The 26,932-nt window shown below is 63.9% G+C and carries 21 protein-coding genes and 1 riboswitch; of the genes, 13 read left to right on the top strand and 8 right to left on the bottom strand.

The window, feature by feature from the left end:
* Window positions 1-5: 5 nt before the first annotated feature.
* Entirely contained in the window at window positions 6-1,046 is a 1,041-nt protein-coding gene (locus IB279_RS16295) for a LacI family DNA-binding transcriptional regulator (RefSeq protein ID WP_029742798.1), read from the bottom strand.
* Between the two features lie 232 nt (window positions 1,047-1,278).
* Between IB279_RS16295 and IB279_RS16290 the strand changes: the two genes are divergently transcribed.
* The 7 genes from IB279_RS16290 to IB279_RS16260 all read left to right on the top strand — a co-directional run bounded on the left by IB279_RS16290 (window position 1,279) and on the right by IB279_RS16260 (window position 11,498).
* Complete coding sequence (locus IB279_RS16290) at window positions 1,279-2,640, top strand: extracellular solute-binding protein (RefSeq protein WP_029742799.1); 1,362 nt, start codon at window positions 1,279-1,281, stop codon at window positions 2,638-2,640.
* 116 nt (window positions 2,641-2,756) lie between these two features.
* Window positions 2,757-3,665, top strand: a complete 909-nt coding sequence (locus IB279_RS16285) for a carbohydrate ABC transporter permease (protein ID WP_057251755.1) — start codon at window positions 2,757-2,759, stop codon at window positions 3,663-3,665.
* Complete coding sequence (locus IB279_RS16280) at window positions 3,665-4,495, top strand: carbohydrate ABC transporter permease (RefSeq protein WP_029742802.1); 831 nt, start codon at window positions 3,665-3,667, stop codon at window positions 4,493-4,495. Before IB279_RS16285 ends, IB279_RS16280 begins: the two co-directional genes overlap by 1 nt.
* Before the next feature lie 13 nt (window positions 4,496-4,508).
* Window positions 4,509-5,612: an ABC transporter ATP-binding protein gene (locus IB279_RS16275; protein WP_029742803.1), complete on the top strand. Its 1,104-nt coding sequence runs from the start codon at window positions 4,509-4,511 to the stop codon at window positions 5,610-5,612.
* 7 nt (window positions 5,613-5,619) lie between these two features.
* Window positions 5,620-7,023: a CehA/McbA family metallohydrolase gene (locus IB279_RS16270; RefSeq protein WP_192339352.1), complete on the top strand. Its 1,404-nt coding sequence runs from the start codon at window positions 5,620-5,622 to the stop codon at window positions 7,021-7,023.
* A gap of 172 nt (window positions 7,024-7,195) precedes the next feature.
* Entirely contained in the window at window positions 7,196-10,582 is a 3,387-nt protein-coding gene (locus IB279_RS16265; protein WP_192339351.1) for an ATP-binding protein, read from the top strand.
* Window positions 10,575-11,498, top strand: a complete 924-nt coding sequence (locus IB279_RS16260) for a response regulator transcription factor (protein ID WP_060601704.1) — start codon at window positions 10,575-10,577, stop codon at window positions 11,496-11,498. Before IB279_RS16265 ends, IB279_RS16260 begins: the two co-directional genes overlap by 8 nt.
* Window positions 11,499-11,639: 141 nt before the next feature.
* On the opposite strand, the gene IB279_RS16255 is transcribed toward IB279_RS16260, so the two are convergent.
* Window positions 11,640-12,542 carry a hypothetical protein gene (locus IB279_RS16255; protein ID WP_309142283.1) on the bottom strand — a complete coding sequence of 301 codons (903 nt, stop codon included), beginning with the start codon at window positions 12,540-12,542 and terminating at the stop codon, window positions 11,640-11,642.
* 264 nt (window positions 12,543-12,806) lie between these two features.
* Complete coding sequence (locus tag IB279_RS16250) at window positions 12,807-12,977, bottom strand: hypothetical protein (protein ID WP_192339350.1); 171 nt, start codon at window positions 12,975-12,977, stop codon at window positions 12,807-12,809.
* Between the two features lie 68 nt (window positions 12,978-13,045).
* On the opposite strand from IB279_RS16250, the gene IB279_RS16245 reads away from it, so the two are divergent.
* The gene (locus IB279_RS16245; protein WP_034805724.1) at window positions 13,046-13,546 is read left to right on the top strand and encodes a hypothetical protein; all 501 of its coding nucleotides are present in this window, start codon (window positions 13,046-13,048) and stop codon (window positions 13,544-13,546) included.
* Between the two features lie 63 nt (window positions 13,547-13,609).
* Here the strand turns inward: IB279_RS16245 and IB279_RS16240 are convergent, their stop codons facing one another.
* A complete protein-coding gene (locus IB279_RS16240; protein WP_034805722.1) occupies window positions 13,610-14,221 on the bottom strand; it encodes a glutathione S-transferase family protein in 612 nt (203 codons plus the stop codon).
* Window positions 14,222-14,313: 92 nt separating this feature from the next.
* Here IB279_RS16240 and IB279_RS16235 point away from each other — a divergent pair, with 92 nt between their 5' ends.
* Window positions 14,314-15,033: a YafY family protein gene (locus IB279_RS16235; protein ID WP_089042836.1), complete on the top strand. Its 720-nt coding sequence runs from the start codon at window positions 14,314-14,316 to the stop codon at window positions 15,031-15,033.
* Between the two features lie 78 nt (window positions 15,034-15,111).
* Here the strand turns inward: IB279_RS16235 and IB279_RS16230 are convergent, their stop codons facing one another.
* Complete coding sequence (locus tag IB279_RS16230) at window positions 15,112-16,437, bottom strand: dicarboxylate/amino acid:cation symporter (RefSeq protein ID WP_034805703.1); 1,326 nt, start codon at window positions 16,435-16,437, stop codon at window positions 15,112-15,114.
* Between the two features lie 228 nt (window positions 16,438-16,665).
* Here IB279_RS16230 and IB279_RS16225 point away from each other — a divergent pair, with 228 nt between their 5' ends.
* The 4 genes from IB279_RS16225 (at window position 16,666) to IB279_RS37680 (ending at window position 23,031) form a co-directional block, all read left to right on the top strand.
* Window positions 16,666-18,534, top strand: coding sequence for an ATP-binding protein (locus IB279_RS16225; RefSeq protein WP_083523548.1), 1,869 nt, complete (start codon window positions 16,666-16,668; stop codon window positions 18,532-18,534).
* Window positions 18,535-18,537: 3 nt separating this feature from the next.
* Window positions 18,538-19,902: a sigma-54 dependent transcriptional regulator gene (locus tag IB279_RS16220; protein WP_060581032.1), complete on the top strand. Its 1,365-nt coding sequence runs from the start codon at window positions 18,538-18,540 to the stop codon at window positions 19,900-19,902.
* Window positions 19,903-19,999: 97 nt separating this feature from the next.
* Window positions 20,000-20,128: riboswitch (TPP riboswitch) on the top strand.
* A gap of 90 nt (window positions 20,129-20,218) precedes the next feature.
* Window positions 20,219-22,042, top strand: coding sequence for a phosphomethylpyrimidine synthase ThiC (thiC, locus tag IB279_RS16215; protein ID WP_034805694.1), 1,824 nt, complete (start codon window positions 20,219-20,221; stop codon window positions 22,040-22,042).
* Window positions 22,043-22,497: 455 nt separating this feature from the next.
* Window positions 22,498-23,031 carry a hypothetical protein gene (locus tag IB279_RS37680; protein ID WP_113187116.1) on the top strand — a complete coding sequence of 178 codons (534 nt, stop codon included), beginning with the start codon at window positions 22,498-22,500 and terminating at the stop codon, window positions 23,029-23,031.
* 172 nt (window positions 23,032-23,203) lie between these two features.
* On the opposite strand, the gene IB279_RS16205 is transcribed toward IB279_RS37680, so the two are convergent.
* From IB279_RS16205 to IB279_RS16195, 3 genes are read right to left on the bottom strand one after another with little or no spacing between them, the layout of a single operon-like run.
* Window positions 23,204-24,442, bottom strand: a complete 1,239-nt coding sequence (locus IB279_RS16205) for a Zn-dependent hydrolase (RefSeq protein WP_113187117.1) — start codon at window positions 24,440-24,442, stop codon at window positions 23,204-23,206.
* Window positions 24,443-24,471: 29 nt separating this feature from the next.
* Window positions 24,472-25,647, bottom strand: coding sequence for a M20 aminoacylase family protein (locus IB279_RS16200; RefSeq protein ID WP_113187118.1), 1,176 nt, complete (start codon window positions 25,645-25,647; stop codon window positions 24,472-24,474).
* A 2-nt stretch (window positions 25,648-25,649) separates the two neighbouring features.
* Window positions 25,650-26,855, bottom strand: coding sequence for a diaminopropionate ammonia-lyase (locus IB279_RS16195; protein ID WP_192339349.1), 1,206 nt, complete (start codon window positions 26,853-26,855; stop codon window positions 25,650-25,652).
* Between the last annotated feature and the right edge of the window lie 77 nt (window positions 26,856-26,932).

Below are 26,932 nucleotides of genomic sequence, written 5' to 3'. Positions count from 1 at the left end.
TACCTTCAGCCGACGGTGCCCCGCACGATCAGGCGGGTGTTGAGTGTCTCGGTAAACGGCTCGGCATCGGGCGCACGAAGCCGCATCAGGATGAGGCGGACGAGCGCACGCACGCGCTCTTCGAGGTCGATGCGCACGGTGGTGAGGTTGTAGCTCTTCCAGTGCGCCTGCGGGATGTCGTCGAAACCGACGACCTTGACGTCCTCAGGCACCGAAAGCCCGAGCTCGTGGCGCAGCGCGTCGATCGCGCCGAAGGCGCCGACGTCATTGGCCGCAAAGATCGCATCGGCACCTTCGCCGATGCGGAACAGATCGAGCGTCGCCTGGTAGGCGGTGTCGTAGGTGTAATCGCCGGCAAGCACGATCGGCGCATCCATGCCGCGCTCCGCGAGCGTCTCCTTCAGTGTGCGCTCGCGCTCGGCATTGGCGAGCGACTGCGCCTTGCCGCCGAGATAGGCGATGCGGCGCGCGCCATAGCCCTGAAGCAGGGCCACCGCCTGCTCGATGCCGTTTTTCTGCCGGACGAGCAGGCGGTCATAGAGCGTACCGGATGCGGCGCCTGCAAACTGCTTCACGTCGTCGTAGATCACGTAGATCGGCACCGCGCGGTCGAGAAAGCCGCAGAGCACATCGGGCAGGATGTTCTCGGTAAAGGCGATCACGGAATCCGGATTGAAGCCGCGCATGTAGGTGAGCAGGCGCGGATCCATGCTGAAATCAGCCTTGGCCTTGAAGAGCAGCGTCGCGAAGCCCTCCGCCTGCAGCGCCGTCGTCAACGCGTCGATCTCCTGGCTCTCCCAGGGGCTGCAAACGTCGGGCACGATCATGCCGACGAGATGCGAGCGACCGGTCACCAGCGAGCGTGCCGCCATGTCGGGCGTGTAGTTCAGCTCCCGCGCCACCTGCAGGATGCGGTCGCGCTTTTCCGGCTTCAGCGACGCATTCGGATTGAAGGCCCGCGAGACCGCCACACGGGAAACATTGGCCTCGCGCGCCACCTGGTCTGCGGTGGCTCGGGCAGCTTTCTTGTCGGCGCGCTCGTTCATCTATCCGTCACAAAATGAAAACGTGTTCATTCACAAAAGAGAGCAACGCGACTATTTCGTCAAGCGGAATAGGTATTCCGCCGATTTTTACCAACGGAACACATGATCCATGTTGACAAAGATGAAAGCGTGTTCATTCTTGACCGTCGTCGAGACGCCGGACCTGGAGGAGGGACGGACTGTCGCAGCCAGACACATAGGTCCTTGAGTGGATCGACCGGGAGGAGAAAACATGCGTACCAGGTTTCATTCCCTATTGCTCGGCGCAGCCGCGGCCATCGCCTTTGCAGCACCAGTGAGCGCCACCGAACTCAACATCACCTGCCGCTGCATCATCGGCGGCGTAAACAGCGGCATGGCCGAGTGGATCGAAAAGAAGGTCATTCCGGCCTTTACCGAGAAGATGAAGGCCGAAGGCAAGGACGTCACCGTCAAGCTCACCCAGTTCGGCGGCGAGGACGAGCAGCTGACGCAGCAGCTCGCGCTCGATTTCTCCACCGGCGCCGGCCCTGATGTCTCCGGCTTCGACGGCTTCCTGATCCCGAGCTTCGTCCAGGGCAATCTCCTGAAGTCGCTCGAGGAAGTGGCCGGCCCAGACGTTCCGAAGTGGGAGGGCTGGCAGCATATCTCCGACGGCACCAAGGCGCTGATGAGCTACCAGGGCAAGCCCTATGGCATCGCGCTCGGCACCGACGCCCGCATGATCTTCGTGCGCAAGGACCTCTTCAAATCGGCTGGGCTCGATGCCGACAGCTGGCAGCCGAAGTCCTGGGATGAGTTGCTCGACGCCGCCCGCAAGATCAAGGCGGCCGCCCCCGACAGCTTCCCGTTGCAGCTCAACGCCGGCGTCTCCATGGGCGAGGCGACCACGATGCAGGGCTACTGGATGGCGCTGCTCGGCACCGGCGAACAGGTCACCGACGACAGCGGCAAATATATCGTTTCGAGCCAGGGCATCCTCGACACGCTGAAGCTCTACAAGACCATCTATGTCGACGACAAGCTCGGCGACCAGCGCGCGCAGCTGCTTGCCGACGGCCGCAACCGCACCTTCGCCAATTTCCGCGATGGCAAGACGGCGATGCTCGTCGAGGGCGACTGGTTCTATCGCTCGGTCACAGCGCCCGGCGCCGAATTCGCCGTCGCCGATCGCGACAACACCATGACCTGGAAGAAGATGCCCGCCGCCGCACCCGGAAAGGGCTTACGCGGCCAGGATTTCGTCACGATGTCCGGCGGCACCGGCTTCGTCATCAATCCGCATACGGACGCGCCTGCCGAATCCTGGGCGCTGCTCTCGTTCATGAACAGCAAGGAGCAGCTCGACGCGTTCCAGGAAATCCAGCCCGCCATCCGCATCCGCGACGACGTGGCGATCCCGAACTCGCCGTTCCTGACGGAAACGGCAACGACGCTGCTGCCGATCACCACGGCCCGTCCGAACGACGCCAATTACAACAAGGTCTCGACCGAGATCCAGCGCATGACCGAAAGCGTTGTTTCCGGCGAGCTCTCGCCTGAGGACGCGATGGCCCAGTACAAGGCGGCCGTCATCGCCATCGTCGGTGAAGAAAACACCGTCAGCACGCTCTAAAGCCAATGCGGGATGTGGCCGCAACGGTGCCCTCATCCCGCTTCGATCCAACGACAGAGCGCCCGGCTGCCATCCGTGGCCGGGCTCCCGATCCAGGATATGGGCATGAAACGCGCATGAAGAAATTCTCCCTGCTTTCGACGCGCGCCGGCGCGCTTTTTCTGGCACCGGCCACGGCCCTCGTCGGGGTCTTCGTCATCGTTCCCTTCTTCTGGGTGATTTTCGTTTCCTTCACCAACCGCACACTGCTCGGCCGCACGGCCGTCGACCCCGATTTCGTCGGCCTGCAGAACTATTTCGCGCTCTTCAATCCGGCGACCTTCTTTACCCGCGGCCAGTTCGGCTTTTCGCTGATCTTGACGATCCAGTTCGTGCTGCTCTCGGCGCTGATCGGCCAGGCGTTGCTCGGGCTGCTGCTCGCCTGGCTCAGCCAGACGGTCACGCCGACGCTCAAATCCTTCCTGCAGACCGCGGTCATCGCCGCCTGGATCCTGCCGGAGGTGGTGATCGGCTTTGCCTGGTTCGCGTTCCTCGATTACGACAACGGCACGCTCAACATGATCCTGCGCGGCCTCGGCCTGCCTCCGGGCGACTGGCTGCTGCAACAACCGTTCTGGGTGATCGTGTTCTTCAACACCTGGCGGGGCGCCGCCTTCTCGATGATGCTGTTCAACTCGGCCTTCCAGTCGATCCCGCCGAGTTATTTCCAGGCAGCTGATGTCGCGGGCGCCACCTCGTGGCAGAAGCTGCGCGACATTGCGCTGCCGCTGATCCGCGGCCATGTCGTCACCGATCTGATCCTCATCACTATGTGGACCTTCAACGTCTTCACGCCGTTCCTGCTCACCCATGGCGGGCCGTCCTATCGCACCGAGATCCTGTCGATCTACACCTACCGCATCGCGTTCAAGGATTTCGAGTTCGGCAAGGGCGCTGCCGTCGGCGTGGTCATCATGCTGATCAATCTCGCCTTCGCGCTCGTCTATCTTCGCCTTGCCCACAAGAAGCCGGTGGAGGCGGAATGATGCAGAAGACTCAGAATATCTTCGTGCGGCGCGCGATCTTTGCCGCCGCCGCCACCTTCCTCGGCACGATCTTCGCACTGCCGCTCGTCTGGTTCATCTTTGCGCCCTTCAATGCCCGTGCCGAACTCGGCCTTGCCATCCCCTCGCCCTTCACGCTTTCTAATTTTGCCACCGTCTTCCAGAACACCTTCGCGATGCAGGCGCTGCTGAACAGTCTCATCCAGGCGGCGGGCGGCGTGGTGCTGGTCGGCGCGGCGGCGACGCTTGCGGCCTATGCCCTCTCGCGCTCACCGATCCCGGGCAAAGGCGCCGTCACCTATATCCTGCTGCTCTTCTCGTCGGTCGTTTCAGGCTCGGCGGCGATGGTGCCGATTTTCCTCATCATCTCCGCGGCAGGCCTGATCGACACCCATCTTGCCGTCATTCTCGTCTTTGCCGGCGGGCTGTTGCCGACGGCGATGTTCATTCTTCGTGATTTCATCGACGCCATCCCGCGCTCCTATGAGGAGAGTGCGATGGTCGCCGGCGCCTCTCCGCTCCAGGCCTTCTTCGATGTGGCGCTGCCGGTCATCCGGCCGGGCATCGTCGTGGTCGTCGTCTGGGCCTTCGTCAACATCTGGGGCAGCTTCCTCATCCCCTTCATCCTGTTGCGCAGCGACAAGCTGATGCCGGCATCCGTCGCGATCTACTCCTTCTATTCGGAGGCCGGCACGCCGATCGTCACGCTGCTGGCTGCCTATTCGCTGATCTATTCGCTGCCGGTCATCGCCCTCTATCTCTTCGTGAATTGGAAATTCGGTTTCCGGTTCTTTGGTGGCATCAAGTCGTAATCGGAAACCCGTCATGGCCTCTGTCGAATTCCAGAACATTTCCAAGACCTTCGGCGCCTTCGTCGCCGTGCCCGACATCAGCTTCCAGATCGCCGACGGCGAATTCATCTGCCTGCTCGGCCCGTCGGGCTGCGGCAAGACGACGAGCCTGCGCATGATCGCGGGTCTCGAAACGCCAACCTCTGGCCGGGTGATGATCGGCGGTCGCGACGTCACCTACCTGCATCCTAAGGACCGAGGCATCTCCATGGTGTTCCAGGACTATGCGCTCTACCCGCACATGAACATCGCCGACAACATCGCCTATCCCTTGAAGGTGCGCGGCGAGCAGGAGACCAAGCGCCACGCCCGCGCCAAGGAAGTGGCCGACGTCCTCAAGATCGGCGACCTGATGAAGCGGCTGCCGAGCCAGATCTCCGGCGGCCAGCAGCAGCGCACGTCGCTGGCACGTGCGCTCGTCTATCCGAGCGAGGTCTATCTTTTCGACGAACCGCTTTCGAACCTCGATGCCAAGCTGCGGCTCGAAGCGCGCGGCTTCCTCAACCACCTGCAGCGCGACATGGGCATGACCGCCGTCTATGTCACGCACGACCAGGCCGAAGCCATGGCGCTCGCAACCCGCATCGCCGTCATGGACAAGGGCCGGATCGTGCAGTTCGCGCCGCCGATCGAGATCTACCGCCGGCCGGCAACGACCTTCGTCGCCAACTTCGTCGGCAATCCGCCGATGAACCTCGTCCCCGTCGAAGCATCGATCGGCGATGGCGCCCTGCACCTGCGCGCCGATGGCCTGAAGCTCGCACCGATCGCGCTCACCGACGCCATCGCCAAGGCGGCGAAATCAGCCAGGATGACCCTCGGTGTCCGCCCCGAACATTTGCGTATCGCGGCCGCAGGCGACCTGAACGTGGTTTCCGGCGAACTCTTCGCCAACGAGAACATGGGGCCGGAGAGCCTCGTCACGTTGGAGCGCGGCGACAATGGTCGCGTCACCGCGCGCATCTTCACCGACGACGAGATCAAGGTCGGAACCTCAGTCCACCTCGCCTTCGACGCCAGGCACATCACCCTCTTCGATGACAGCAGCGCCCGCATTCCCGCGGCAGACGAACGCTGAGGCCGCCATGCAGGAATTTGCCCTGCGCATCACCCGTAAGCATCAGGCGGCCGATCCGTATTTCTATCTGCCCTTCGAGGTGCCCGAAGGTGTAACGCGCATCGACGCGACGCTCAGCTATCCGAAGTCAGAGGCATGCATCATCGATCTCGGCGCGCTTGATCCGCGGGCGACCGAGTATCCGACCGGCCAAGGTTTTCGCGGCTGGAGCGGTGGCGCGCGTGACCGTTTCTTCATCGCCACCGACGACGCCACGCCCGGCTACATTCACGGCGAGATGCCGCCCGGCCAGTGGAAGGTAATGCTCGGCCTCTACAAGATCCCCGAAGAAGGCGCCGAGGTTCGCGTGACGGTCGATTTCGACAGAAGCCCGCGCTCCATCGTGCCGCAGCCGGAAAGAACGTTCCCCGTTCGCAAACAGTCCGGATGGTATCGCGGCGATCTGCACTGTCACACCTTCCACTCGGATGCGGCTGGCTCGCCCGAACTGCTGCACGCCGCCGCCAAACAGGCCGGTCTCGATTTTCTTGCGGTCGCCGACCACAACACCATCACCCAGCGGCGCTACTTCCATCCGCATTCCTCCGCCGACCTCATTTTCATCCGCGCCATGGAAATCACCACCGCCGTCGGCCACGCCAATGTCTTCGGCGTCGACGATTGGGTCGATTTTCGCATGACGAAGCCGGAACATGCCCACACGCTCGCGAGCATGGTGCATGAGCGCGGCGGCCTGCTCTCGGTCAACCACGACAAGCCGACCATCCCCTGGGACTACGAACTGCCTGAGATCGACTGCATGGAGGTCTGGCAATCCCATTGGCTCGCCTGGAACTGGGTGTCGCTCGAGCGCTACCAGCAGCGCCTCGCCTCAGGCCTGAGGATCTCCGCCATCGGCGGCAGCGATTTCCACCAGCCCGCGCGGCTAATGCCGGAGGGACCGCTGGTGCTCGCCCGCCCGACGACGGTGCTCTGGCTCGATGAACTCTCCGAAGACGCCGTGCTCGCCACGATGAGATCGGGCCACGGCTACGTGACGGAAAGCCCGACCGGCCCGCATCTCGAACTGATCGCCAACGGCCAACCGATGGGATCGACCGTGGTTGGCCCAGTGACCGCAGAGGCCTTAGTTCGCGGCGCCAAGGGCGACCGGCTGCTGTGGCTCGACGCTTCCGGCATCGTCGGTGAAGAGACCATCGAAGCTGACGACTGGACCGCCCACTATGCCGGTTCGCCCGATCGGTTCCTGCGGACCGAAATCGCCGCGGCCGCCAACCGGAGCGCGATCGTCGAGACATTCCGGGAGGCCCTCCACGGCAAAAATTTGCCCTGGGCGCTCTCGGAGGACGATCTCTCGAAACAGACGATCCGCCGGGCCATCAGCAATCCGATCTATTGCCGGCCCAACTGACGGCCGCTGCACTCCGCAACTGATCTCATTCTCAAAGTATGGGGCATCCGATTTCGGCACGCTCATATTTTCCGCTTTACCGACACATTTTACGATTGCAGCAATTTTAAGCAGAAAATTTCCGTGCTAAGAAAAAAGGCAGAAACTACCGCGACAGCACGTTAGGACCCCCATGGCGGCACGCCAGCGCATCATTCCCGTCCGGCGGGAATACAATCGTTGGGTCGCCAACCAGACGCTTGAAGACTATGCGCTGCGCTTCACCGCCAAGAGCGCCCGGCGCTTTTCTTCCGAACGCATTTCCCAGACCGCCATCGGCGCGATCTCCTTTCTGGCGCTGGAAGCGATCGGTGGCGCCATCACCATGTCCTATGGCACCACCAATGCGATCGTTGCGATCGTCGTCGCCAGCCTGATGATCCTGACCGTGGGCCTGCCGATCAGCCGCTATGCGATCCGCCACGGTGTCGACATCGATCTGCTCACCCGCGGCGCCAGTTTCGGCTATATCGGCTCGACGGTGACCTCGCTGATTTATGCCAGCTTCACCTTCATCCTCTTTGCGATCGAGGCCTCGATCATGTCGGGCGCACTCGAACTGGCGCTCGGCATACCGCTCTGGATCGGCTACATCCTGAGCGCCGTCGTCGTGATCCCGCTCGTCACCCATGGCGTGCGGCTGATCAGCAAGTTCCAGTTGATCACGCAGCCGTTCTGGATCGTGCTCAACGTCCTGCCCTTCGTCTTCATCGCCTTTGCCGATTGGGAGAAGGTCGGCGCCTGGCTCGCCTATGCGGGCATGCATCACGCCTCGGGTCCTCCGGGTACCTTCGCGCCTTTTGACCTCGTCGAATTCGGTGCGGCCTCTGCCGTCATCTTCGCGCTGATGGCGCAGATCGGCGAACAGGTCGACTTCCTGCGCTTCCTGCCGCCGGACGGACAGCGCAAGCTGCACCACCGCATCGCCGTCTTTCTCGCCGGTTCCGGCTGGGTGATCGTCGGCGCGCCCAAACTGCTCGCCGGCTCGTTCCTGGTGGTGCTGGCGCTTTCTGCCGGTGTGCCTTCGACCAAAGCCGCCGATCCGGCCCAGATGTACTACACCGCCTTCGGCTACATGATCCCCTCCGATACGGCAGCACTTCTCCTGATGGTCGCCTTCGTCGTCGTGTCGCAGTTGAAGATCAACGTCATGAACGCCTATGCCGGGTCGCTCGCCTGGTCGAACTTCTTTTCACGATTGACCCACAGCCACCCGGGCCGCGTCGTCTGGCTGGTCTTCAACGTAGCGATCGCGCTCCTTTTGATGGAGCTCGGCATCTACCGGCTGCTTGAGGAAACACTCGGCGTCTTCTCGATTATCGCCATGGCCTGGCTTTGCACGATTTCGGCCGACCTCTTCGTCAACAAGCCGCTCGGCCTGTCGCCTCCCGGCATCGAGTTCAAGCGCGCGCATCTCTACGACATCAACCCTGTCGGCCTCGGCGCGATGGCGATCTCGGCGACCGTGGCGCTGACGGCGCATTTCGGCGCCTTCGGCGAGATTGCCGCCTCGCTCGCGCCATACATCGCGCTGGTCGTCGCCTTCATCGCCTCGCCGCTGATTGCCTGGGGCACCGACGGCAAGTTCTATCTCGCGCGCAAGCCGCGCAGGAGCTGGGCCAACCGGACGGACATCACCTGCTCGATCTGCGAGCATCCGTTCGAGCCGGAGGACATGGCCTGGTGCCCCGCCTATGCAGCGCCGATCTGCTCGCTCTGCTGCTCGCTCGACAGCCGCTGCCACGACATGTGCAAGCCGAAGGCCCGCTTCAACGCCCAGGTCGCGACCGTCGCCAACACGTTGCTTCCACGCACCGTCACGGAAAAACTCGCGACGCGGCTCGGCCGCTACGCGATCTCTGCGGTGCTGTCGATCGCCGGCATCGGCCTCATCCTCGCGATGATCGCCCACCAGACGGCCGGCACATCCCCCGAGATCGCTGCGGTCGTCGAACGCACCGTCGCCATCGTCTTCTTCGTCTTTGCCGTGCTCGCTGGTATCGTCTCCTGGTTCTACGTGCTCGCCCATGACAGCCGCGTGGTCGCCGAGGAAGAATCCTCGCGCCAGAACACCTTGCTTCTGAAGGAAATCGCCGCCCACAAGAAGACCGACGCCGCGCTCCAGCAGGCAAAGGAAACAGCGGAAGCAGCCAACCGCGCCAAGAGCCGCTATGTCGTCGGCCTCAGCCATGAGCTTCGAACGCCGCTCAACGCCGTGCTCGGCTACGCCCAGGTTCTGGAGCGCGACGAGACGATCCCCCCGGCGCGTCAGGGCGCGATCAAGGTGATCAAGCGCAGCGCCGACCATCTTTCCGGCCTGATTGACGGCCTCTTGGATATCTCGAAGATCGAGGCCGGCAAGCTGCAGGTCTATTCCAATGAGATCAACATTCATGACTTCCTCGACCAGATCGTCGAAATGTTTCGGCCGCAGGCATTGGCCAAGGGCATCAGCTTCGAGCACGAGCGCGCTAGCGGCGTGCCACGCTATGTGAAGACCGACGAAAAGCGCCTGCGGCAGATCCTCGTCAATCTCCTATCCAACGCATTGAAGTTCACCGAGCGTGGCGGCATCCGCCTGGATGTCGCCTATCGCAGCCAGGTGGCGACCTTCACGATTGCAGACAGCGGCCGCGGCATTGCCGACAAGGATCTGCCGCGCATCTTCGATCCGTTCCAGCGCGGCGAGGCCGAACATCTCGGTAGTATGCCGGGCCTCGGCCTCGGCCTGACGATCACGCGGCTCCTGACGCAGACGCTCGGCGGCGAAATCGCAGTCACCAGCACGCCTGGGCAAGGCACCACCTTCCGCGTCCGGCTGATGCTGTCGGCGGTAGATCGTCTGCTACCTCCCGCAGCCCCGCGCCGCATCACCTCCTATCTCGGCCCGCGCCGCACCATCGTCATCGTCGACGACAATGCCGACCATCGCGACCTCATGCGCGAGATCCTCGGGCCGATGGACTTCACGGTGCTGACGGCCGCGTCCGGAGCCGATTGCCTGGCGCTGCTTCAAGACCTCGGCGCCGACCTCTTCCTGATCGATATCTCGATGCCGGGCATGAGCGGCTGGGAGCTTGTCGAGCGGCTGCGCCAGGGCGGGCAGATCGCGCCGATCATCATGCTTTCGGCCAATATCGGCGATGGCTCGGCGACCGGAGCATTCCGCGGCCACAACGACACGCTCGCCAAGCCCTTCCCCGTCGGGCAACTCGCCGACAAGCTCGCCGTGCACCTTGGCCTCACCTGGGTTCACGAGGGAGAGGAGAAGCAAGCACACCCGTCGCCGGCGGCCGAACCGTTGACGCGCCCCGACGCCTATCACGTAGAAGAGCTGATCCGCCTTGGAGAGATCGGCTATGTCAGGGGCATCGAAGCCAAGCTGACGGAAATTGCCCTGCAGCCCGAACACCAGCCCTTCGCCGAGCGCGCCCGCGCCTATGTGCAGGCCTTCGACCTCTCGGGCTACGACGCTTTCCTCAAGAACAACGCAGCCAACGGAGACGACGCCCATGGCTGAGGCCAACGACCGCCGCGACATCGTGCTTCTCGTCGACGATTCCCCGGAGGCGCTCGGTTTCTTGACGGAAGCGCTGGAGCAATCCGGCTTTTCCGTGCTGATCGCGACCTCCGGCAGCGCCGCCCTTTCGATCGCCGAGCGCATCACGCCCGACGTCATTCTGCTCGATGCCGTCATGCCCGGGATCGATGGCTTCGAGACCTGCCGACGCCTCAAGGGCAACGCCGCCGTCGGCCAGACGCCGGTGCTGTTCATGACCGGGCTGACCGAGACCGAACATGTGGTGCGTGCGCTCGAGGCCGGCGGCGTCGACTATCTGACCAAGCCGATCAACATCGATGAGCTGAGGGCGCGCATTCGCGTCCATCTCTCGAACGCGCGTTCGGCCCAGAGCGCACGGGTCGCACTTGACGCGGCCGGCCGCCATCTGCTCGCGGTGCGCAGCGACGGAAGCGTCTGCTGGTCGACGCCGCAGGCGACGCGTCTCGTCAACGCCGCAACCGGCCGCGACGATGGCATGGCGATCGTCACCCGGCGCATCGCGGGCTGGATGGCAAACCGCCTGCGCACCGGAGCGCCCGACGACGGCACCTTCACGCTCGACCAGCCCGAGCAGTCGTCCCTGCAGATATCCTTCCTCGGCTCGATCGGCCCGAATGAACATCTCTTCCGCCTCACCGCCGAAAACCGCCGCTCCGACGATGCGGTGTTGCGCCAGCACTTCGCATTGACCCCAAGGGAATCGGAGGTGCTGCTGTGGATCGCCAAGGGCAAGGCGAACCGCGACATCGGCGAGATCCTCGGCTTGAGCGCGCGCACGGTCACCAAGCATCTGGAGCAGATCTATGTGAAGCTCGGCGTCGAGAACCGGGCGTCTGCCGCGGTGAAGGCGACGCAGGTTCTGCACAGTCTGTAGGCAGGCTGCGGTCCGATTTCCGTCCCGCTTCTTGCTGCCGCACGTCCAGCGTCATGGGCGGGTCAGCACCTGCTGAAAGCGACAGCCGACCGGCACGCGTCGCAAGCAGCAATCTGCACGCGCTCAGGCCGCGCCCGCCGTTCACCTTGCCTGCAACGCTGCCCAGGCGAAGGCCTCATCGAGTGCGGCAAACTTGACCGCTTGCCAATGGCGGTAATCGTCGACCAGGTCACGCGAAATCCAGAGCGGACCGCGGCTGCCGGAACTCTCCCAGCCGAGAACGCCGAGATCACCGGCACGCGCGAAAACCCTCTGCGCATGGGTGCGCGAGATGATGTAGCGGCTGGAGATCTCACCTGGCTTCAGGGGCCCGATCCAAATCCGCTGATCGGGCAGGACGCCCGTCGGCAGCCGCGCCACCAGGTCGTGCAGGATGTTGCTGCCTGACTCCGTCGAGACGAAAGCGGCGATGCTTTCGGGTGGCTCGCACCAGGCGCGATCCGCGATGAGCCGCCGCATCGCACGCGGGAGCGCATGATGCATCAAGGTCGGCTCGGTTTGCGACTGCGCCAGCCTTGTCCCCTCGTCGAGCCTGTCGAGCGACGAAAGGTGCCCCTCGAACCACTGCCGGATCAGGCCCTCGGCGACATCGGAAAGGATCAGGGGCCTGATCCGCTTGTCGCCGCCCTGTTCCGCATCGAGAAGCAGTCGATAGTTGCGCATATCGGCCAGGTGCGCCGCTGCCGTGTTCTTGCTGGCTACGTTGTTGCCGGCGATAAAGTCGATCAGCCTTGCCGCCGTCAGCTCCGCGCGGGATGGGTCGGTCAGACGCTCGAAATGCAGCGTCAGGATGGCCTGGGTGAGCAGCCATTTTCTCAGGCTGGCGGTGTAGCGCACGATGCGCGGAGCGGCGTCATGGATCGCAACCATATGAAGGGCCGCCTGACGCAACGCCTCCCCAAAGAGCGGATCGCCGACGAACCGCTCAGGCGTGAACGGCGTTTCGCCGTCCGGAGATCGGACACATTCGGATCGCGCCGTCACGGGCAGTCTCCAGACAGCGTAACCGCTGTTCGTTGCTTGCGACCGCGTGAAATGAACCGGTGGCTGGCGGGTGCCTTTAGGCGGACCCGGGCACCCGGATCGGTTGAAAAAGGCAAAAAGCGCGTAACACCGAACATAAACCAGTCCCCCTCCCGCCCCGGCGGCCAATAGCTAAATCGGACAGACAGCGCAGATCGAGGTCTATACTTACAAGGTAACGAAGTCTTTACCCGTTTTTACGGATGGGGACGACGAGACGCTGTTTCAGAGAACAACGTTAATACGGGAAATTGAAAACAGCACCGCACGTGCAGGCAAATCTGATACAACAGCGCCAGGGATCACATTTTGATGGCTGCCCGGATGCGTGCCCGGTTGTTGATCGATCGTAAGATCCGGCCAGATAAAGAAGCCAATGAGGAACTTCGCCGCCACATGTTGCGTTGACGCTCATGTGCGGCAACGGGGTGTTGCAGCATCCACGCAAATGGGAGGTGCAAGGCATGTGGCGATGGCTCCTGATGGCCGCACTCATCTTGCCGTCCACGAGTGCCTCACGGGCAGACGAGGGCGCGTTCTTGAAGACCCTTGGCGGCAACTGGGCAGGCACCGGAACGGTGCGCATCCGTGCTCACATGTCGCCGATGAACATTTCCTGCAACTTCAGTTCCAAGGCGAGCGACGCGGCTCTATCGATGGAGGGCGTCTGCCGCGGCATGCTGCTGATCTCGCGATCCATCGACGCGAAGCTGCGCTTTACCGGGTCCACCTATAGCGGCTCCTATCTCGGCCCCCGCGGCGGCCGCGCCGGGCTCAACGGCACACGACGCGGCGATGCGATCAACCTCACCATTCGATGGGCGAAGGAAGTCAATGGCGACCGCAGTGCCGACCTGACCTTACGCAAGGTCGGCACCAACGGGATGCAGTTGAAGACGATCGACGTCGATCCCGCTTCCGGCAAGCGGATCGTCACGAGCGAGATCAATCTCAAGCGAAAATAGCCTTGGGCCACCATGCCCCCTTCGGACCGGAACCGGGGCGGAGTTGGCGCGTTGCCGGCGCCGTCAGGCTACCGCTGCCACCCGGGCATCGAAATCCGCGGTCCATTGTAGCGACGGCCGCGCGCCACAGCGCTCGACCCAGTCCTTGATGACGGCGCTATCCGGTGTTGCCGCGGGATACCAGGCGAAGGGCGAATGCAAGAGCAGGTCGGCCGCCGAGTAGTGCTCGCCCATCAGATAGGGACTGTCCTTCAACGCGTTTTCCAGGCGTGCCGCCATCTCTGTCGGGCCGCGGAAGGTGGCGTCGAAATAGGGGTGCGAAACCCCCGCGGCTTGCGCGATCAGCACCGGCTCGACCACACCGGCATACCAGGCAAGCCAGCTGAGATAACGGCCACGCTGCGGATCGCCAACATGCGGCGCCATCCTCTTTTCCGGGAAGAGGTCGGTCAGGTATTGGATGATCGCAATGGTTTCCCAGAGCACCACACCGTCATGAACGAGCAGCGGCACCTTACCCTCCGGGTGCGGGTTCGCCGGATCCTTTCGACCGCTGCCGTCACCGCGAGTGATGTCGACGATCTCGACTTCCACCTTGTCGAGAGCATCGAGTTCGCGAAGCAGGGTGATGATGCGCGACGAGCGCGAGCGCGGGGCGTGAAAGAGTGTCAGCATAGTCTGGATCCTCGGTTGCGTTTGGCGATGCGGATCTTATACAGTCGGCCAACTGCCAGTTTTCGTCAGTAGGGTTCGTCTATCTTTCATCCATGGCCCGTAGTGATCGTCTGTTCTGCCTGCTCCAGGCGCTGCGCACACTCCCCTCCCCGGTAACGGCGGCCCGCCTTGCCGAGGAAACCGGCGTGTCGTTGCGCTCGCTCTATCGGGACATCGACAGCCTGCGCGCCGCCGGCGCCGTCATCGATGGCGAGCGCGGCTTCGGCTACCGGCTGACGGAGGATATCGCCTTGCCGCCGCAAACCTTTACCCGCCTGGAGATCGAGGCGCTGGTGCTCGGCCTTGCCGAGGTGCAGCACATGGGCGAGCCGGATCTCGCGGCCGCAGCGGGCGCCGTGCTTTCGAAGATAACGGCGACACTGCCCGACAGGCTGCAGCGTCAGGCATTGCATGCCGCTTCACAGGTCTATCGCTTCGAGCGCCGCAACCCGCCTGTCACCGATGTCAGCCTTCTGCGCGAAGCCTGCTGGCAGGAACGTGCAGTGGTGATCGCCTATGTCGACGCGGACCAGCAGCGGACAGACCGGAAGATCCTGCCGTTGGCGATCGTGTATCTCGAGCGGATGCTGGTGTTGCTCGCCTGGTGCTGCCTGCGCCAGGACTACCGCAAGTTCCGCGTCGATCGCATCGTCGATGTCACGATGACGGAGGAAAGCTTCCGCCCGCGCCGAGTTCCGATGCTCCGGGACTTCGTGGCCTACCTGAACGCCGGTGCGCCTGAAACGTCGAAGATGACGTTGAGCGGCCAATAGCTAAAACGACGACGCGGCCCGTGTTGCCACGGACCGCGTTCGGACTGCTTTTTTGCAGTCATGCCTTGGGAGGCAAACTTATTCCGCCGGCTGCAAGGCCGGCTGCGGCAGCGCCTCCGGCGCACGGCCGCCAAGGACCGCGGCCATCTGCGCTTCATCCAGTTCGCCTTCCCACTTCGCAACGACGATCGTGGCGACCGCATTGCCGACGAAGTTGGTGAGCGCGCGGCATTCCGACATGAAGCGGTCGATGCCGAGGATCAGCGCCATGCCGGCGACCGGCACCGCCGGGACGACCGAAAGCGTCGCAGCCAGCGTGATGAAACCGGCGCCGGTGATGCCGGCAGCACCCTTGGAGCTCAACATCGCGACGAGAAGCAGCAGCACCTGATCGCCGAGCGACAGCGGGATATCCATCGCCTGGGCGATGAAGAGCGCGGCCAGCGTCATGTAGATGTTGGTGCCGTCGAGGTTGAAGGAATAGCCGGTCGGGATGACCAGACCAACGACCGAGCGCTTGCAGCCGGCCTTTTCCATCTTGCTCATCAGACCCGGAAGAGCGGCTTCCGACGAGGACGTGCCGAGCACCAGGAGCAGTTCTTCCTTGATGTAACGGATCAGCGCAACGATCGAGAAGCCATTGTAGCGGGCGACCGCGCCAAGAACGACGAACACGAAGAGGAAGGACGTGATGTAGAAGGTGCCGATCAGCATCGCCAGGTTGGCGATCGAGCCGACGCCGTATTTGCCGATGGTAAACGCCATCGCGCCAAAGGCGCCGATCGGGGCGGCCTTCATCAGGATGCCGACGAGCTTGAAGACCGGCAGCGTCAGCGCGTGCAGGAAGTCGACGACGGGCTCTGCCTTCTTGCCGACCATGGCAAGCGACAGACCGAAGAGCACGGAGATGAACAACACCTGCAGGATGTCGCCATCGGCAAAGGCGCCGACGAGCGTCGTCGGGATGATGCCCATCAGGAAGCCGGTGATCGTCTGCTCATGCGCCTTTTCGGCATAGGTGGTCACCGCCTTGACGTCGAGCGAGGCCGGATCGATGTGCATGCCGGCGCCCGGCTGGACGACATTGGCGACGATCAGGCCGATGATCAGCGCGAGCGTCGAGAAGGTCAGGAAATAGATCATCGCCTTGCCGGCGACGCGGCCGACCTTGGCAAGATCGGTCATGCCGGCGATGCCGGTCGCGACTGTCAGGAAGATGACCGGCGCGATGATCATCTTGACGAGACGGATGAAGGCGTCGCCGAGCGGCTTCAGCTCGGTGCCGAGCGACGGATAGAAATGGCCGAGCAGGATGCCGGCGGCGATCGCCACCAGAACCTGGACATAGAGATGGCGATAGAAAGGTGTCTTGCCGCGCGGTTCCGCGGATTGTTCGATAATCATGAGATCCTCCACTGGACCCAGTCCGGCGTCATGCCGGGCCTCCCGGGTCAATTTCCGATGCGCGACAGCGCGGGCTGTCATGAGGATGTCATTTGCAACGGTCGTGCCAGTTGGCCGCGGCAGGAACCAAGCCTTTGAATTGATGAGGATGTTTTGTGCAGGCGGCTCGGTGCGCACAAAGAGTTGAGCGGATTTCCGCACAAGCCATCTGGAAGACTGAGCGAAAAAATGCACAATTGGGCCATGTTCAACGCCCTGTCCGCCCCCCTCAATCTGGCAGATCTCGACCAGTCGATGCGCCGCACCTGGCTGGTCTTTGCCGGCCTTGCCGTCGCGCTGCTTGTCGCCGCGCTCCTGCTTGCCGGCGAGTACGGCCGAAGCCAGGCGCTCGAAACTGTCGATGCCCAAAGCCGGATCGATGCCAATCTGAAGGCCTCGCTGCTGCGCGCCGTACTCGAACGCCAACGCTCGACGCCGCTGGTGCTGGCCGACGATGTCGAGGTGATGGCAGCCCTTTCGACCCGCGGCACAGAGGCGCTGCAACGGCTGAACGAGAAGCTGCAGGCGCTGGCGACCAACACGGACGCCGCTGTCATCTACGTGATCGGCCCCGATGGCGTCGCCGTCGCTGCCAGCAACTGGCGCGAGCCGACGAGTTTCGTTGGCAACGACTATGCCTTCCGCGAATATTTCCGCATGGCGATGCGCGACGGCAAGGCCGAGCATTTCGCCATGGGCAACGTCAGCAAGCGGCCGGGCCTCTACATTTCGCGTCGGGTCCAGGGTCCTGACGGCCCGATCGGCGTCGTCGTCGCCAAGCTCGAATTCGACGATGTGGAAGCCGAATGGCTCGCCTCCGGCAAGCCGGTCTACGTCACCGACCGGCGCGGCATCGTGCTGATCACCAGCTTCCCCTCCTGGCGCTTCATGACGACCAGAACAATTCCACGCGACCGCGTCGCCGCCATCCGCGACAGCCTGCAATTTGGCGATGCCTCGCTGCTGCCGCTGCCCTTCCGCGACATCGAGCCGACCAGCGATGGCTCCAGCGAGTTGCGCGCACTGTTGCCGGGCGACAGCGAACGTCGGTTCCTCCGGGTCGAAACCATGGTTCCGACCACCAGCTGGCGGCTGGAGCAGCTAGCACCGCTCGATGGCGCGATCTCGGCGGCAACCCGCGAGGCCCGGCTGATTGCCCTGGCCCTCCTCGCACCGCTGCTCGCTTTTACCGCGGTCCTCCTGCGCCGCCGCCAGACGCTGGCGCTGGTGTCTGCGCGCGATCGCGCCGCGCGCGACGAGCTGGAGACCCGCGTGGCGGAGCGCACACATGACCTCAGCCTTGCCCGCGATCATCTCGAAACGGAGATCGCCGACCACCGGCGTACTGGCGAGAAGCTGCAGGCGGTGCAGCAGGAACTGGTTCAGGCGAACCGGCTGGCGATCCTTGGCCAGGTGGCGGCCGGCGTCGCCCACGAGATCAACCAGCCGGTCGCGACCATCCGCGCCTATGCCGACAACGCCCGCACCTTCCTCGAACGCGGCCAGCAGCAGACCGCGGTCGAGAACCTTGTCAGCATCGCCGAACTGACCGATCGGGTCGGCACCATCACCGACGAACTCAGAAGCTTCGCTCGCAAGGGCCGCTTCGTCGCCGAGCCGACGCCCATGCGCGACGTGATCGAGGGGGCGATGATGTTGCTGCGCAGCCGCTTTGCCGGCCGCATGGATGCGATCGTCATCGACCTGCCGGAAAATGGCCTCAGCGTCCTCGGCAGCCGCATCCGGCTCGAGCAGGTGCTGATCAACCTTTTGCAAAATGCCCTGGAAGCGCTCGGCACGCGCAGCGGCGCCGAGATCCGCGTGCGCTGCGAGGACGGTCCCTCGGGTACGGTTTTGCTCGTCGTTGCCGATAACGGCCCAGGCATTCCCCTGCACATCCACGAGGATCTGTTCACGCCGTTCAACACCTCGAAGGATGAAGGGCTCGGCCTCGGCCTTGCCATCTCCAAGGAGATCGTCGCCGACTATGGCGGCGATATCACCGTCGAAACCAGCGACAGGGGCACCGTCTTCACGGTTCGCCTGAAGAGGGCCTGAGCGATGCAGCCGACCGTCTATCTCGTCGACGACGACAACCACCTGCGCAAGGCGATGACGCAGACGCTGGAACTCGCCAGCCTCGCCGTTACCCCTTTTGCCAGCGCTGCCGAAGCGTTGAAGACGCTGGATGCGAATTTCGACGGAGTCGTCGTCAGCGATATCCGCATGCCGGGCATCGACGGCCTCGCCTTCTTCCGCCGCATCGAAGCTTTCGACGCGGATCTGCCGGTGATCCTGGTGACCGGCCATGGCGACATCCCGATGGCAGTGCAGGCGCTGCAGGATGGCGTCTACGACTTCATCCCCAAACCCTTTGCCGCCGACCGGCTGGTGCAGAGCGTGCATCGCGCGCTGGAAAAACGCCGGCTCGTGATGGAAAACCGCGCGCTGAAACGGGCCGCCGAGACGGCCGGCGACAGCCTGCCGCTGATCGGCCAGACGCCGGTCATGGAACGTTTGCGCCAGACGATCCGGCACATTGCCGATACCGATGTCGACGTGCTCGTCGCCGGCGAGACGGGCAGCGGCAAGGAGGTGGTGGCGACGCTGCTCCACAATTGGAGCCGACGCCGCAACGGCAACTTCGTGGCGCTGAATTGCGGGGCGCTGCCCGAAACGGTGATCGAAAGCGAACTCTTCGGCCACGAACAGGGCGCCTTCACCGGCGCCTTGAAGAAGCGCATCGGCCGGATCGAGCATGCGAGCGGCGGCACGCTGTTCCTCGACGAGATCGAGGCGATGCCACCGGCGACTCAAGTGAAGATGCTGCGCGTTCTGGAAGCGCGCGAAATCACGCCGCTTGGCACCAACCAGGTTCGTCCGGTCGATATCCGCGTCATCGCGGCTGCCAAAATCGATCTTGGCGACCCGGCGCAGCGCGGCGATTTCCGGGAAGACCTCTACTTTAGATTGAATGTCGTAACGCTGTCGATCCCACCGCTGCGCGAACGCCGAGACGATATCCCGCTGCTCTTCTCGCACTTCCTGACCCGGGCGGCCGAGCGCTTCAAGCGCGACGCGCCTGTGGTCACATCGGCCGTGCAGAGACATCTGATGACGCATGCCTGGCCGGGCAATGTGCGCGAGCTCTCGCACTTTGCAGAACGCGTGGCGCTTGGTGTCGAAGGTCCGCTGGGACAGCCGATTGCGCCCGCCGAACAGCCTGGATTTGCGCTCCCGGAACGGCTCGAACGCTACGAGGCGGAGATCCTGAAAGAGGTGTTGCGGGCTCAGCGCGGCGACGTCAAGGCGACGATCGAGGCGCTCGGCATTCCGCGCAAGACATTCTACGACAAGCTCCAGCGCCACGGCATCAACCGTGCCGATTACGCCGAGCGGGCCGCACCGGAAAAGGCCGGCCGCTAGCGTCAAACCCGAATCCGTCACCACACGCAATAGGTGCATCTTTGTCGGCAGGCGAATTCACGCTTGACGACCCGGGCCGATCGATGGCTATGATCTAGGCATTCACCAGGGGGGTCCCGCAAGGGGCTGAGATTCTGCTGGATGGCCGGCTTGCCGGCTGTGGCGCAGTGACCCGTTGAACCTGATCCAGTTCATACTGGCGTAGGGACGGTGCAGATATCGAAGCCAGGATTCCGTGCGTCCAGCATCTGGCGGAGCGTCTTTCATCTTTCCGGCATCAGAACTGGGTCTCCAATTGCAAACTTGGAGCCTCGTCATGAATATTGCCACCAAACCCGCAGCCCTCACGGTCACGCAAGGACCGCTTCCCGCCTCCCGCAAGATCCACAAGCCGGGCGTGCTTCATCCGGATATCCGCGTGCCGATGCGCGAGATTGCGCTCCACCCGACGTCGGGCGAGCAACCGGTTACGGTCTATGATTCCTCCGGCGCCTACACCGCCGACGACGCCGAGATCCGCATCGAGGACGGCCTGCCGCGGCTGCGCCGCAACTGGATCGTCGACCGCGGCGATGTGGAAACCTATGAGGGACGCGTGGTCCGCCCCGAGGACAACGGCTTTGTGAGCGGCGACAGGCTGACACCGACCTTCCCGTTCCAGCATGCGCCGCTGAAGGCCACGGGCGGCCGCGCAGTGACCCAGCTTGCCTATGCCCGCGCCGGCATCATCACGCCGGAAATGGAGTTCGTGGCGATCCGCGAAAATCTCGGCCGCGACGCGGCGCGTGCGAAAGTCCGCGACGGCGAGAGCTTCGGCGCCCACATCCCCGATCACGTGACACCCGAATTCGTGCGCCAGGAAATTGCCAGCGGCCGCGCGATCCTGCCTGCCAACATCAACCATCCGGAATCCGAGCCGATGATCATCGGCCGTAATTTTCTGGTGAAGATCAATGCCAATATCGGCAACTCCGCCGTCACCTCGTCGATGGCGGAAGAGGTCGAAAAGATGGTCTGGGCGACGCGCTGGGGCGCCGACACCGTCATGGACCTTTCGACCGGCCGCAACATCCACAACATCCGCGAATGGATCATCCGCAACTCACCGGTTCCGATCGGCACCGTGCCGCTTTACCAGGCGCTGGAAAAGGTCAACGGCATTGCCGAGGACCTCACCTGGGAAGTCTATCGCGACACGCTGATCGAGCAGGCTGAACAGGGCGTCGACTATTTCACCATCCATGCCGGCGTCCGGCTGCACTACATCCCGCTCACCGTCGATCGCGTCACCGGCATCGTTTCGCGCGGCGGCTCGATCATGGCCAAGTGGTGTCTGCATCACCATCGCGAGAGCTTCCTTTACGAGCATTTCGAGGAAATCTGCGACATCTGCCGCGCCTATGACGTCTCCTTCTCGCTCGGCGACGGCCTGCGCCCCGGCTCGATCGCCGATGCCAACGACGCGGCACAATTCGCCGAACTCGAAACGCTCGGCGAGCTCACCAAGATCGCCTGGGCCAAGGATTGTCAGGTGATGATCGAAGGCCCCGGCCACGTGCCGATGCACAAGATCAAGGAGAACATGGACAAGCAACTCGCCGTCTGCGGCGAGGCGCCGTTCTACACACTCGGACCGCTGACGACGGACATTGCGCCCGGCTACGACCACATCACGTCGGGCATCGGCGCGGCGATGATCGGCTGGTTCGGCACCGCCATGCTCTGCTACGTCACGCCGAAGGAGCATCTGGGTCTTCCCGATCGCAACGACGTCAAGGTCGGCGTCATCACCTACAAGATCGCCGCCCATGCCGCCGATCTCGCCAAGGGCCATCCGGCCGCCCAGGTGCGCGACGACGCGCTGTCGCGCGCGCGCTTCGAATTCCGCTGGGAGGACCAGTTCAACCTCTCGCTCGACCCGGAGACGGCCCGTAACTTCCACGACGAGACACTGCCGAAGGAAGCGCACAAGGTCGCGCATTTCTGCTCCATGTGCGGCCCGAAATTCTGCTCGATGCGGATCTCGCACGACATCCGCGCAGAAGCGCAGAAGGAAGGCCTGGAGGCAATGGCCGCGAAATACCGCGAGGGCGGCGACCTCTATATGCCGGTGGAAGGGGCGGCTGGCGCGGCCGAGTAGACGACAGAGACTCGTTGAAGGGGCCAGTCACGGCCCCTTCAGTTCACTCAGGGCTGCGCCTCCCGCCTCGGAAGCGGAAGCGGCGATCGCCAAGGCTCTCCTCCTCCGTCATGCTTGGGCTTGAGCCGAGCATGACGGAGGGTGGGAGGCGCGCCAACGACACCGTTCAATCAACAAACATGCAACGTCCTCTGTCCCTCTCGCGACGCCTCAGCGATGAGGGCGATCATCTGTATGTCGTGGCCGCCGCCAGAGGCCCGCACCTTGCGCTCCGTGTCGCCCGTCCCCCCAATAGCTTGTCCCCACATCGATTGAACGATATGCAAGGCGCACGCAAAAGTCGCTGTCGGCGAAATTCATTCGCTGCGGGCAGCCGAACTGTACCCGCGCAAAAGTCCTGCAGGACGACGCAAGAACGCCGTTTGCACAAGGAGAATGACTTGAGGACATGCCTGTTGAGACTGACGGCCTTGTCCATAGGAGCCCTTGCAGCATTCGGCGGAGATCTGCCGCGCCTCAACGGTGACCGGGGCTTTGCCGCGGGCCTTTCCTGGATTTCCGCTGCCCATGCGGACGACGCCGATGCCGGCGGCACGAATGGTGAAGGTGCCGCGGGCGGCAGCGACCAAGGTAGCGAAAACGTCGGGAGCGGCGGAAGCAACGGCACAGAGGGTGGCGGCGATTGGGGCTCCGGCGATGGTAGCGGCGTGGGCGGCGAGCCCGGCGGGACCGGGGCTGGCGGCGGAGGCGGCGCCATCGACGGAAGCGGCCTGAGCGGCGGAGACAGCGAGCGCCACTCATCCTCCTCGCGCGACGGGCGGGATTACGGACCAACCGGCAGCGTATGGCACGGCGGCAGCAGTTTCCTCAATCTTTTCCGCCGGACACCGGAAGAGCCTCCCGAGGGAAGCGGGCCAGAGTCTTCCACCCGGCAGAAGAGCGATGCGGGATCCCGCAAAAGCGCGGGTCACACCAGAACAGAGCCCTGAAGAGATGTCTGCTTCGTCGCGCCGAAGGATGCCGTGTGCTGTTTATCGCGGACATAGAAGCGTCTGCGCCTGGATGCTTGGGCCAAGCCCTGGCGTGACGGAGCAGCGGGAGGCGCGCTATCGATCCCGTTCGATCAACGAACGCGCAACGTCCCTATAGCCCTATAGCCCTCTAGCGACCACTCACCATCCGCTCGACCACATCGAGCAGCACGTTGGCGCCGGCGACCAGATCATCCGGCTCCGTGTGTTCGCGCGGATTATGGCTGATGCCGTCGCGGCTCGGAACGAAGATCATCGCCGTCGGCGCGATGCGGGCGATCATCTGGGCATCATGACCGGCGCCCGAGGTCATGCGCCGGCTCTTGAGGCCTCGCGCCTTCGCCGAAGCCTCGACCGCTGCGACGATGCCCTGATCGAAGGCGACCGGCTGGAAGCGTGCCAGCCGCTCGACCGAGATCGTTACCCCCTCTTCCGCGCCGATGCGCACCAGAAAGTCCGCAAGCGCCGCTTCGAGCGCCTGCAGCCGATCCTCGTCCGGATCGCGCAGATCGACGGTGAAGGCGGCACGCGATGGGATGACGTTGATCGCGTCGGGCTCGAAACGCATGGTACCAATGGTCGCGACACTCGGCGCGTTCGACCGGGCAATATGCTCGCGCAGGAAGAGGCCGACACGCGCGGCCGCGAGACCGGCGTCGGAACGCATTGCCATCGGCGTGGTGCCGGCATGGTTGGCGATGCCATCGATCGTCACGCGCTGCCAGGAAATGCCCTGCAGGTTCTCGACGGCACCGATCGCAAAGCCCTCGCGCTGCAGCACCGGCCCCTGCTCGATATGGAGCTCGACATAGGCTTGGGGCTTGAGGAACCCCGGCTCGATGTTGCCGGCATAGCCAATCCGCTCGAGTTCCGCGCCCAGCGACGAGCCATCCGTGCCGATGGTCGCGAACGCTGCGTCCAGCGGCAGGCCGCCGGCATAGACGAGCGAGCCGAGCATGTCGGGCGCAAAACGCACGCCCTCCTCATTGGTAAAGGCGGCAACGACGATCGGTCGGGCCGGCGTCACGCCACGGTCCTTCAGCGTCTCGATCACTTCGAGCGCGGCGAGTACGCCGTAACATCCGTCATAGATGCCGGCATTGATGACCGTATCGATGTGCGAGCCGAGCATGATCGGCGCTTCGCCGCTGTTCTCCTCGCTGCGCCAGATGCCGAAGATGTTACCAATCTGGTCCACGGCCACATCGAGGCCCGCCGCCTCGATCCAGGCGACGAGGCGGTTGCGGCCGGCCTTGTCGTTGTCGGAGCCGGCCAGCCGGGTCAGTCGCCCTTCTGCATCGCGACCGATTTCGCCAAGCTCGCGGATGCGCCCGATGAGGCGCGCGGCGTCGATGGAAGGAAATGACATGTTAGTCCTGCTTTCATGCGGATTTTGGTTCATGGCCGGCTATCAGCCAACGCCAGTCTCTGCCGGATAATCTCGGCGTGATAACGCGCGCCGAAGATCAGGGCGTCGTCGTTGAAGTCGTAACGCGGATTGTGCAGCGGCGCCGATGTCTCGCCATTGCCGATGAAGACGAAGCAGCCCGGAACGTGCTCAAGGAAGCGTGCGAAATCCTCCGAGCCGGTCATCGGCTCGGCGGCCGTTGCGACATTCCCGGTCCCGAACACCGTTTCTGCTGCGGCAAAGGCGTGGCCGGTCAGGGCCGGGTCATTGATCAGTGGCACGAACTCGCGCGTGTAGTTGACCTCGACCTCGCAGCCATAGGCATCCGCCGTACCCTTGGCGATCACCCGCATCTCCGCTTCGATCTTGGCGCTGACCTCCGGGCGGAAGCTGCGGGCATCGCCGAGGATGCGGGCGAGACCGGGCAGCGCGTTGCGCGTGCCGTCGGTCAAAAGCTCGGTGACCGAAACGACACCGATATCCGTCGGCGAGAGGCGGCGCGACACGATCGTCTGCAGATTGACGACGGTGGCGCAGGCGGCGACCAGCGTCTCGTTACCCCAGTGCGGCCGCGCCGCGTGCCCGCCGACGCCTTTGAGCACGATCTCGAAATTGTCCTCCGCCGACATGATGGCGCCGACGCGGGTTTCGAAACGGCCGACCGGCAGCCCCGGCATGTTGTGCAGGCCGTAGATTTCGTCGAAGGGAAAACGTTCCATCAGTCCGTGGTCGAGCATCGCCAGCGCGCCCTTGCCCCACTCCTCGGCCGGCTGGAAGATAAAGCATGCGGTACCATCGAAGCCGCCGTCTTCGGCGAGCATCTTGGCGGCGCCAAGCAGCATGGCCGTGTGACCGTCATGGCCGCAGGCATGCATGGTGCCGGGCTTCGTCGAGCGATAGGGAAGCTCTCCCTGTTCCGGTATCCGCAGCGCATCCATGTCGGCCCGAAGCGCTATGGCGCGGTTGCCGCTGCCGCGTTTCAGCCGACCGACGACGCCGGTACCACCGACACCTTCCACCACCTCGTCGAGCCCGAATTCCCTGAGCTTTGCCGCAACGAAGGATGAGGTGCGTTGTTCCTCGAAACCGAATTCCGGGTGCGCGTGCAGGTCGCGGCGCCAGGAGGTCATGTCCTTCACAAGCCGGTCAAAATCCATTCCCGCCATGGTCATCCTCTTTCGTTCGATGTGTTGGCGACGGTCTCGGGCGACAGGCCGACCAGGGCAGCATAACGCTCTGGGTCCGTCGCACCCTCGGTATTGATGACGAAGACGCGCGACTGCGCGGTCAGTCCGAGCGTTTCCCGCAGCGCTGGATCGCGGGCAACCGAAAGCAGCCCGGCCAGGCCGACGCCGCCGCTTTCGCCGGACACGATCGCCGGGTCAGAGCCTGTCGGCCGCGCAAGCCGGTTCATCACCGAAACGGCATCCTGCTCGTCGACGGTCATGAAGGCATCGGCGACGCGCGACAGGATACGCCAGGCGACAAGCGACGGCTCGTAGCATTCGAGCATCGCCATGATCGTCGGCTCGCCATGCGCCACCTTGACCGGATGTCCGGCTCTGGCGCTTTCGTAGAGGCAGGCGGCGCGCGCCGGATCGACGACGACGAAACGTGGACGCTCCGCGCCATAACGTAGCGCCAGATGCCCCGCGGTCGCCGCCGCAATGCCGCCAACGCCCGCCTGCACGAACACATGCGTCGGAGGCTCTTCCATCTGCCGCAGCGCCTCGCTCAGCAGCGCCGTGTAGCCCTGCATCACCAGGCCGGGAATGTATTCGTAGCCCGGCCAGGTGGTGTCCGAGACGACGGTCCAGCCATTTTCGTCACAGACCCGCGCGGCCTCCCGGACGGAATCGTCGTAGGTCCCGGCAACGCGGACGATCTCCGCGCCATAGGCCGCGATCGCCTCGATGCGCGTTTCGCTGACGCCTCCGTGCACGAAGATCACCGCTTTCGCGCCGACAAGCCGGGCGCCCATGGCAACCGAGCGGCCGTGATTGCCATCGGTGGCGCAGCCGAAGGTCTGGGCGGCGGCAATTGCCCGAACCTCTGGCCGGTCGAGATCGTCGAGATCGATGCTGCGACCGAGACGCCGTTCCGCCTCCTCGACCACCAGCCGGATCACCGCATAGGAACCGCCAAGCGCCTTGAAACTGCCGAGACCCAGGCGATGGCCTTCGTCCTTGACGAAGACGCCCGCAATACCGAGTTCGTCCGCCAATGCGGGCAAGGCATGAAGCGGCGTCGGCCGATGGTCGGGGCGGCGCGCAAGCTGCTGCTCGACACGGGCGGCGGCGGCAAGCGACAGCATGTCGGCATCCGCGGGCAGTAGCGAGTGGCCGAAATCGGCATGGGAATTGGCGAGAAACATGGTGCAATCTCCGTGGACCACGAAAATCTATTTCATCGTTGCCGAGAAATGCGCTCTAAATGGCCGTCGAGAATGCA

The sequence above is a fragment of the Ensifer sp. ENS06 genome (assembly GCF_014852205.1).
GTDB lineage: Bacteria > Pseudomonadota > Alphaproteobacteria > Rhizobiales > Rhizobiaceae > Ensifer > Ensifer adhaerens.
This window is presented reverse-complemented; position numbering and strand designations above follow the sequence as displayed.

Bases quoted from the DNA above. Each gene is read 5' to 3' on its own strand.
- IB279_RS16225 (WP_083523548.1), top strand. From the start codon at position 16,666: ATGCACAATTGGGCCATGTTCAACGCCCTGTCCGCCCCCCTCAATCTG.
- IB279_RS16235 (WP_089042836.1), top strand. From the start codon at position 14,314: ATGGCCCGTAGTGATCGTCTGTTCTGCCTGCTCCAGGCGCTGCGCACA.
- IB279_RS16245 (WP_034805724.1), top strand. From the start codon at position 13,046: ATGTGGCGATGGCTCCTGATGGCCGCACTCATCTTGCCGTCCACGAGT.
- IB279_RS16205 (WP_113187117.1), bottom strand. From the start codon at position 24,442: ATGTCATTTCCTTCCATCGACGCCGCGCGCCTCATCGGGCGCATCCGC.
- IB279_RS16280 (WP_029742802.1), top strand. From the start codon at position 3,665: ATGCAGAAGACTCAGAATATCTTCGTGCGGCGCGCGATCTTTGCCGCC.
- IB279_RS16285 (WP_057251755.1), top strand. From the start codon at position 2,757: ATGAAGAAATTCTCCCTGCTTTCGACGCGCGCCGGCGCGCTTTTTCTG.
- IB279_RS16230 (WP_034805703.1), bottom strand. From the start codon at position 16,437: ATGATTATCGAACAATCCGCGGAACCGCGCGGCAAGACACCTTTCTAT.
- IB279_RS16195 (WP_192339349.1), bottom strand. From the start codon at position 26,855: ATGTTTCTCGCCAATTCCCATGCCGATTTCGGCCACTCGCTACTGCCC.
- thiC (WP_034805694.1), top strand. From the start codon at position 20,219: ATGAATATTGCCACCAAACCCGCAGCCCTCACGGTCACGCAAGGACCG.
- IB279_RS16240 (WP_034805722.1), bottom strand. From the start codon at position 14,221: ATGCTGACACTCTTTCACGCCCCGCGCTCGCGCTCGTCGCGCATCATC.
- IB279_RS16200 (WP_113187118.1), bottom strand. From the start codon at position 25,647: ATGGCGGGAATGGATTTTGACCGGCTTGTGAAGGACATGACCTCCTGG.
- IB279_RS16275 (WP_029742803.1), top strand. From the start codon at position 4,509: ATGGCCTCTGTCGAATTCCAGAACATTTCCAAGACCTTCGGCGCCTTC.
- IB279_RS16265 (WP_192339351.1), top strand. From the start codon at position 7,196: ATGGCGGCACGCCAGCGCATCATTCCCGTCCGGCGGGAATACAATCGT.
- IB279_RS16220 (WP_060581032.1), top strand. From the start codon at position 18,538: ATGCAGCCGACCGTCTATCTCGTCGACGACGACAACCACCTGCGCAAG.
- IB279_RS16290 (WP_029742799.1), top strand. From the start codon at position 1,279: ATGCGTACCAGGTTTCATTCCCTATTGCTCGGCGCAGCCGCGGCCATC.
- IB279_RS16260 (WP_060601704.1), top strand. From the start codon at position 10,575: ATGGCTGAGGCCAACGACCGCCGCGACATCGTGCTTCTCGTCGACGAT.
- IB279_RS16295 (WP_029742798.1), bottom strand. From the start codon at position 1,046: ATGAACGAGCGCGCCGACAAGAAAGCTGCCCGAGCCACCGCAGACCAG.
- IB279_RS16270 (WP_192339352.1), top strand. From the start codon at position 5,620: ATGCAGGAATTTGCCCTGCGCATCACCCGTAAGCATCAGGCGGCCGAT.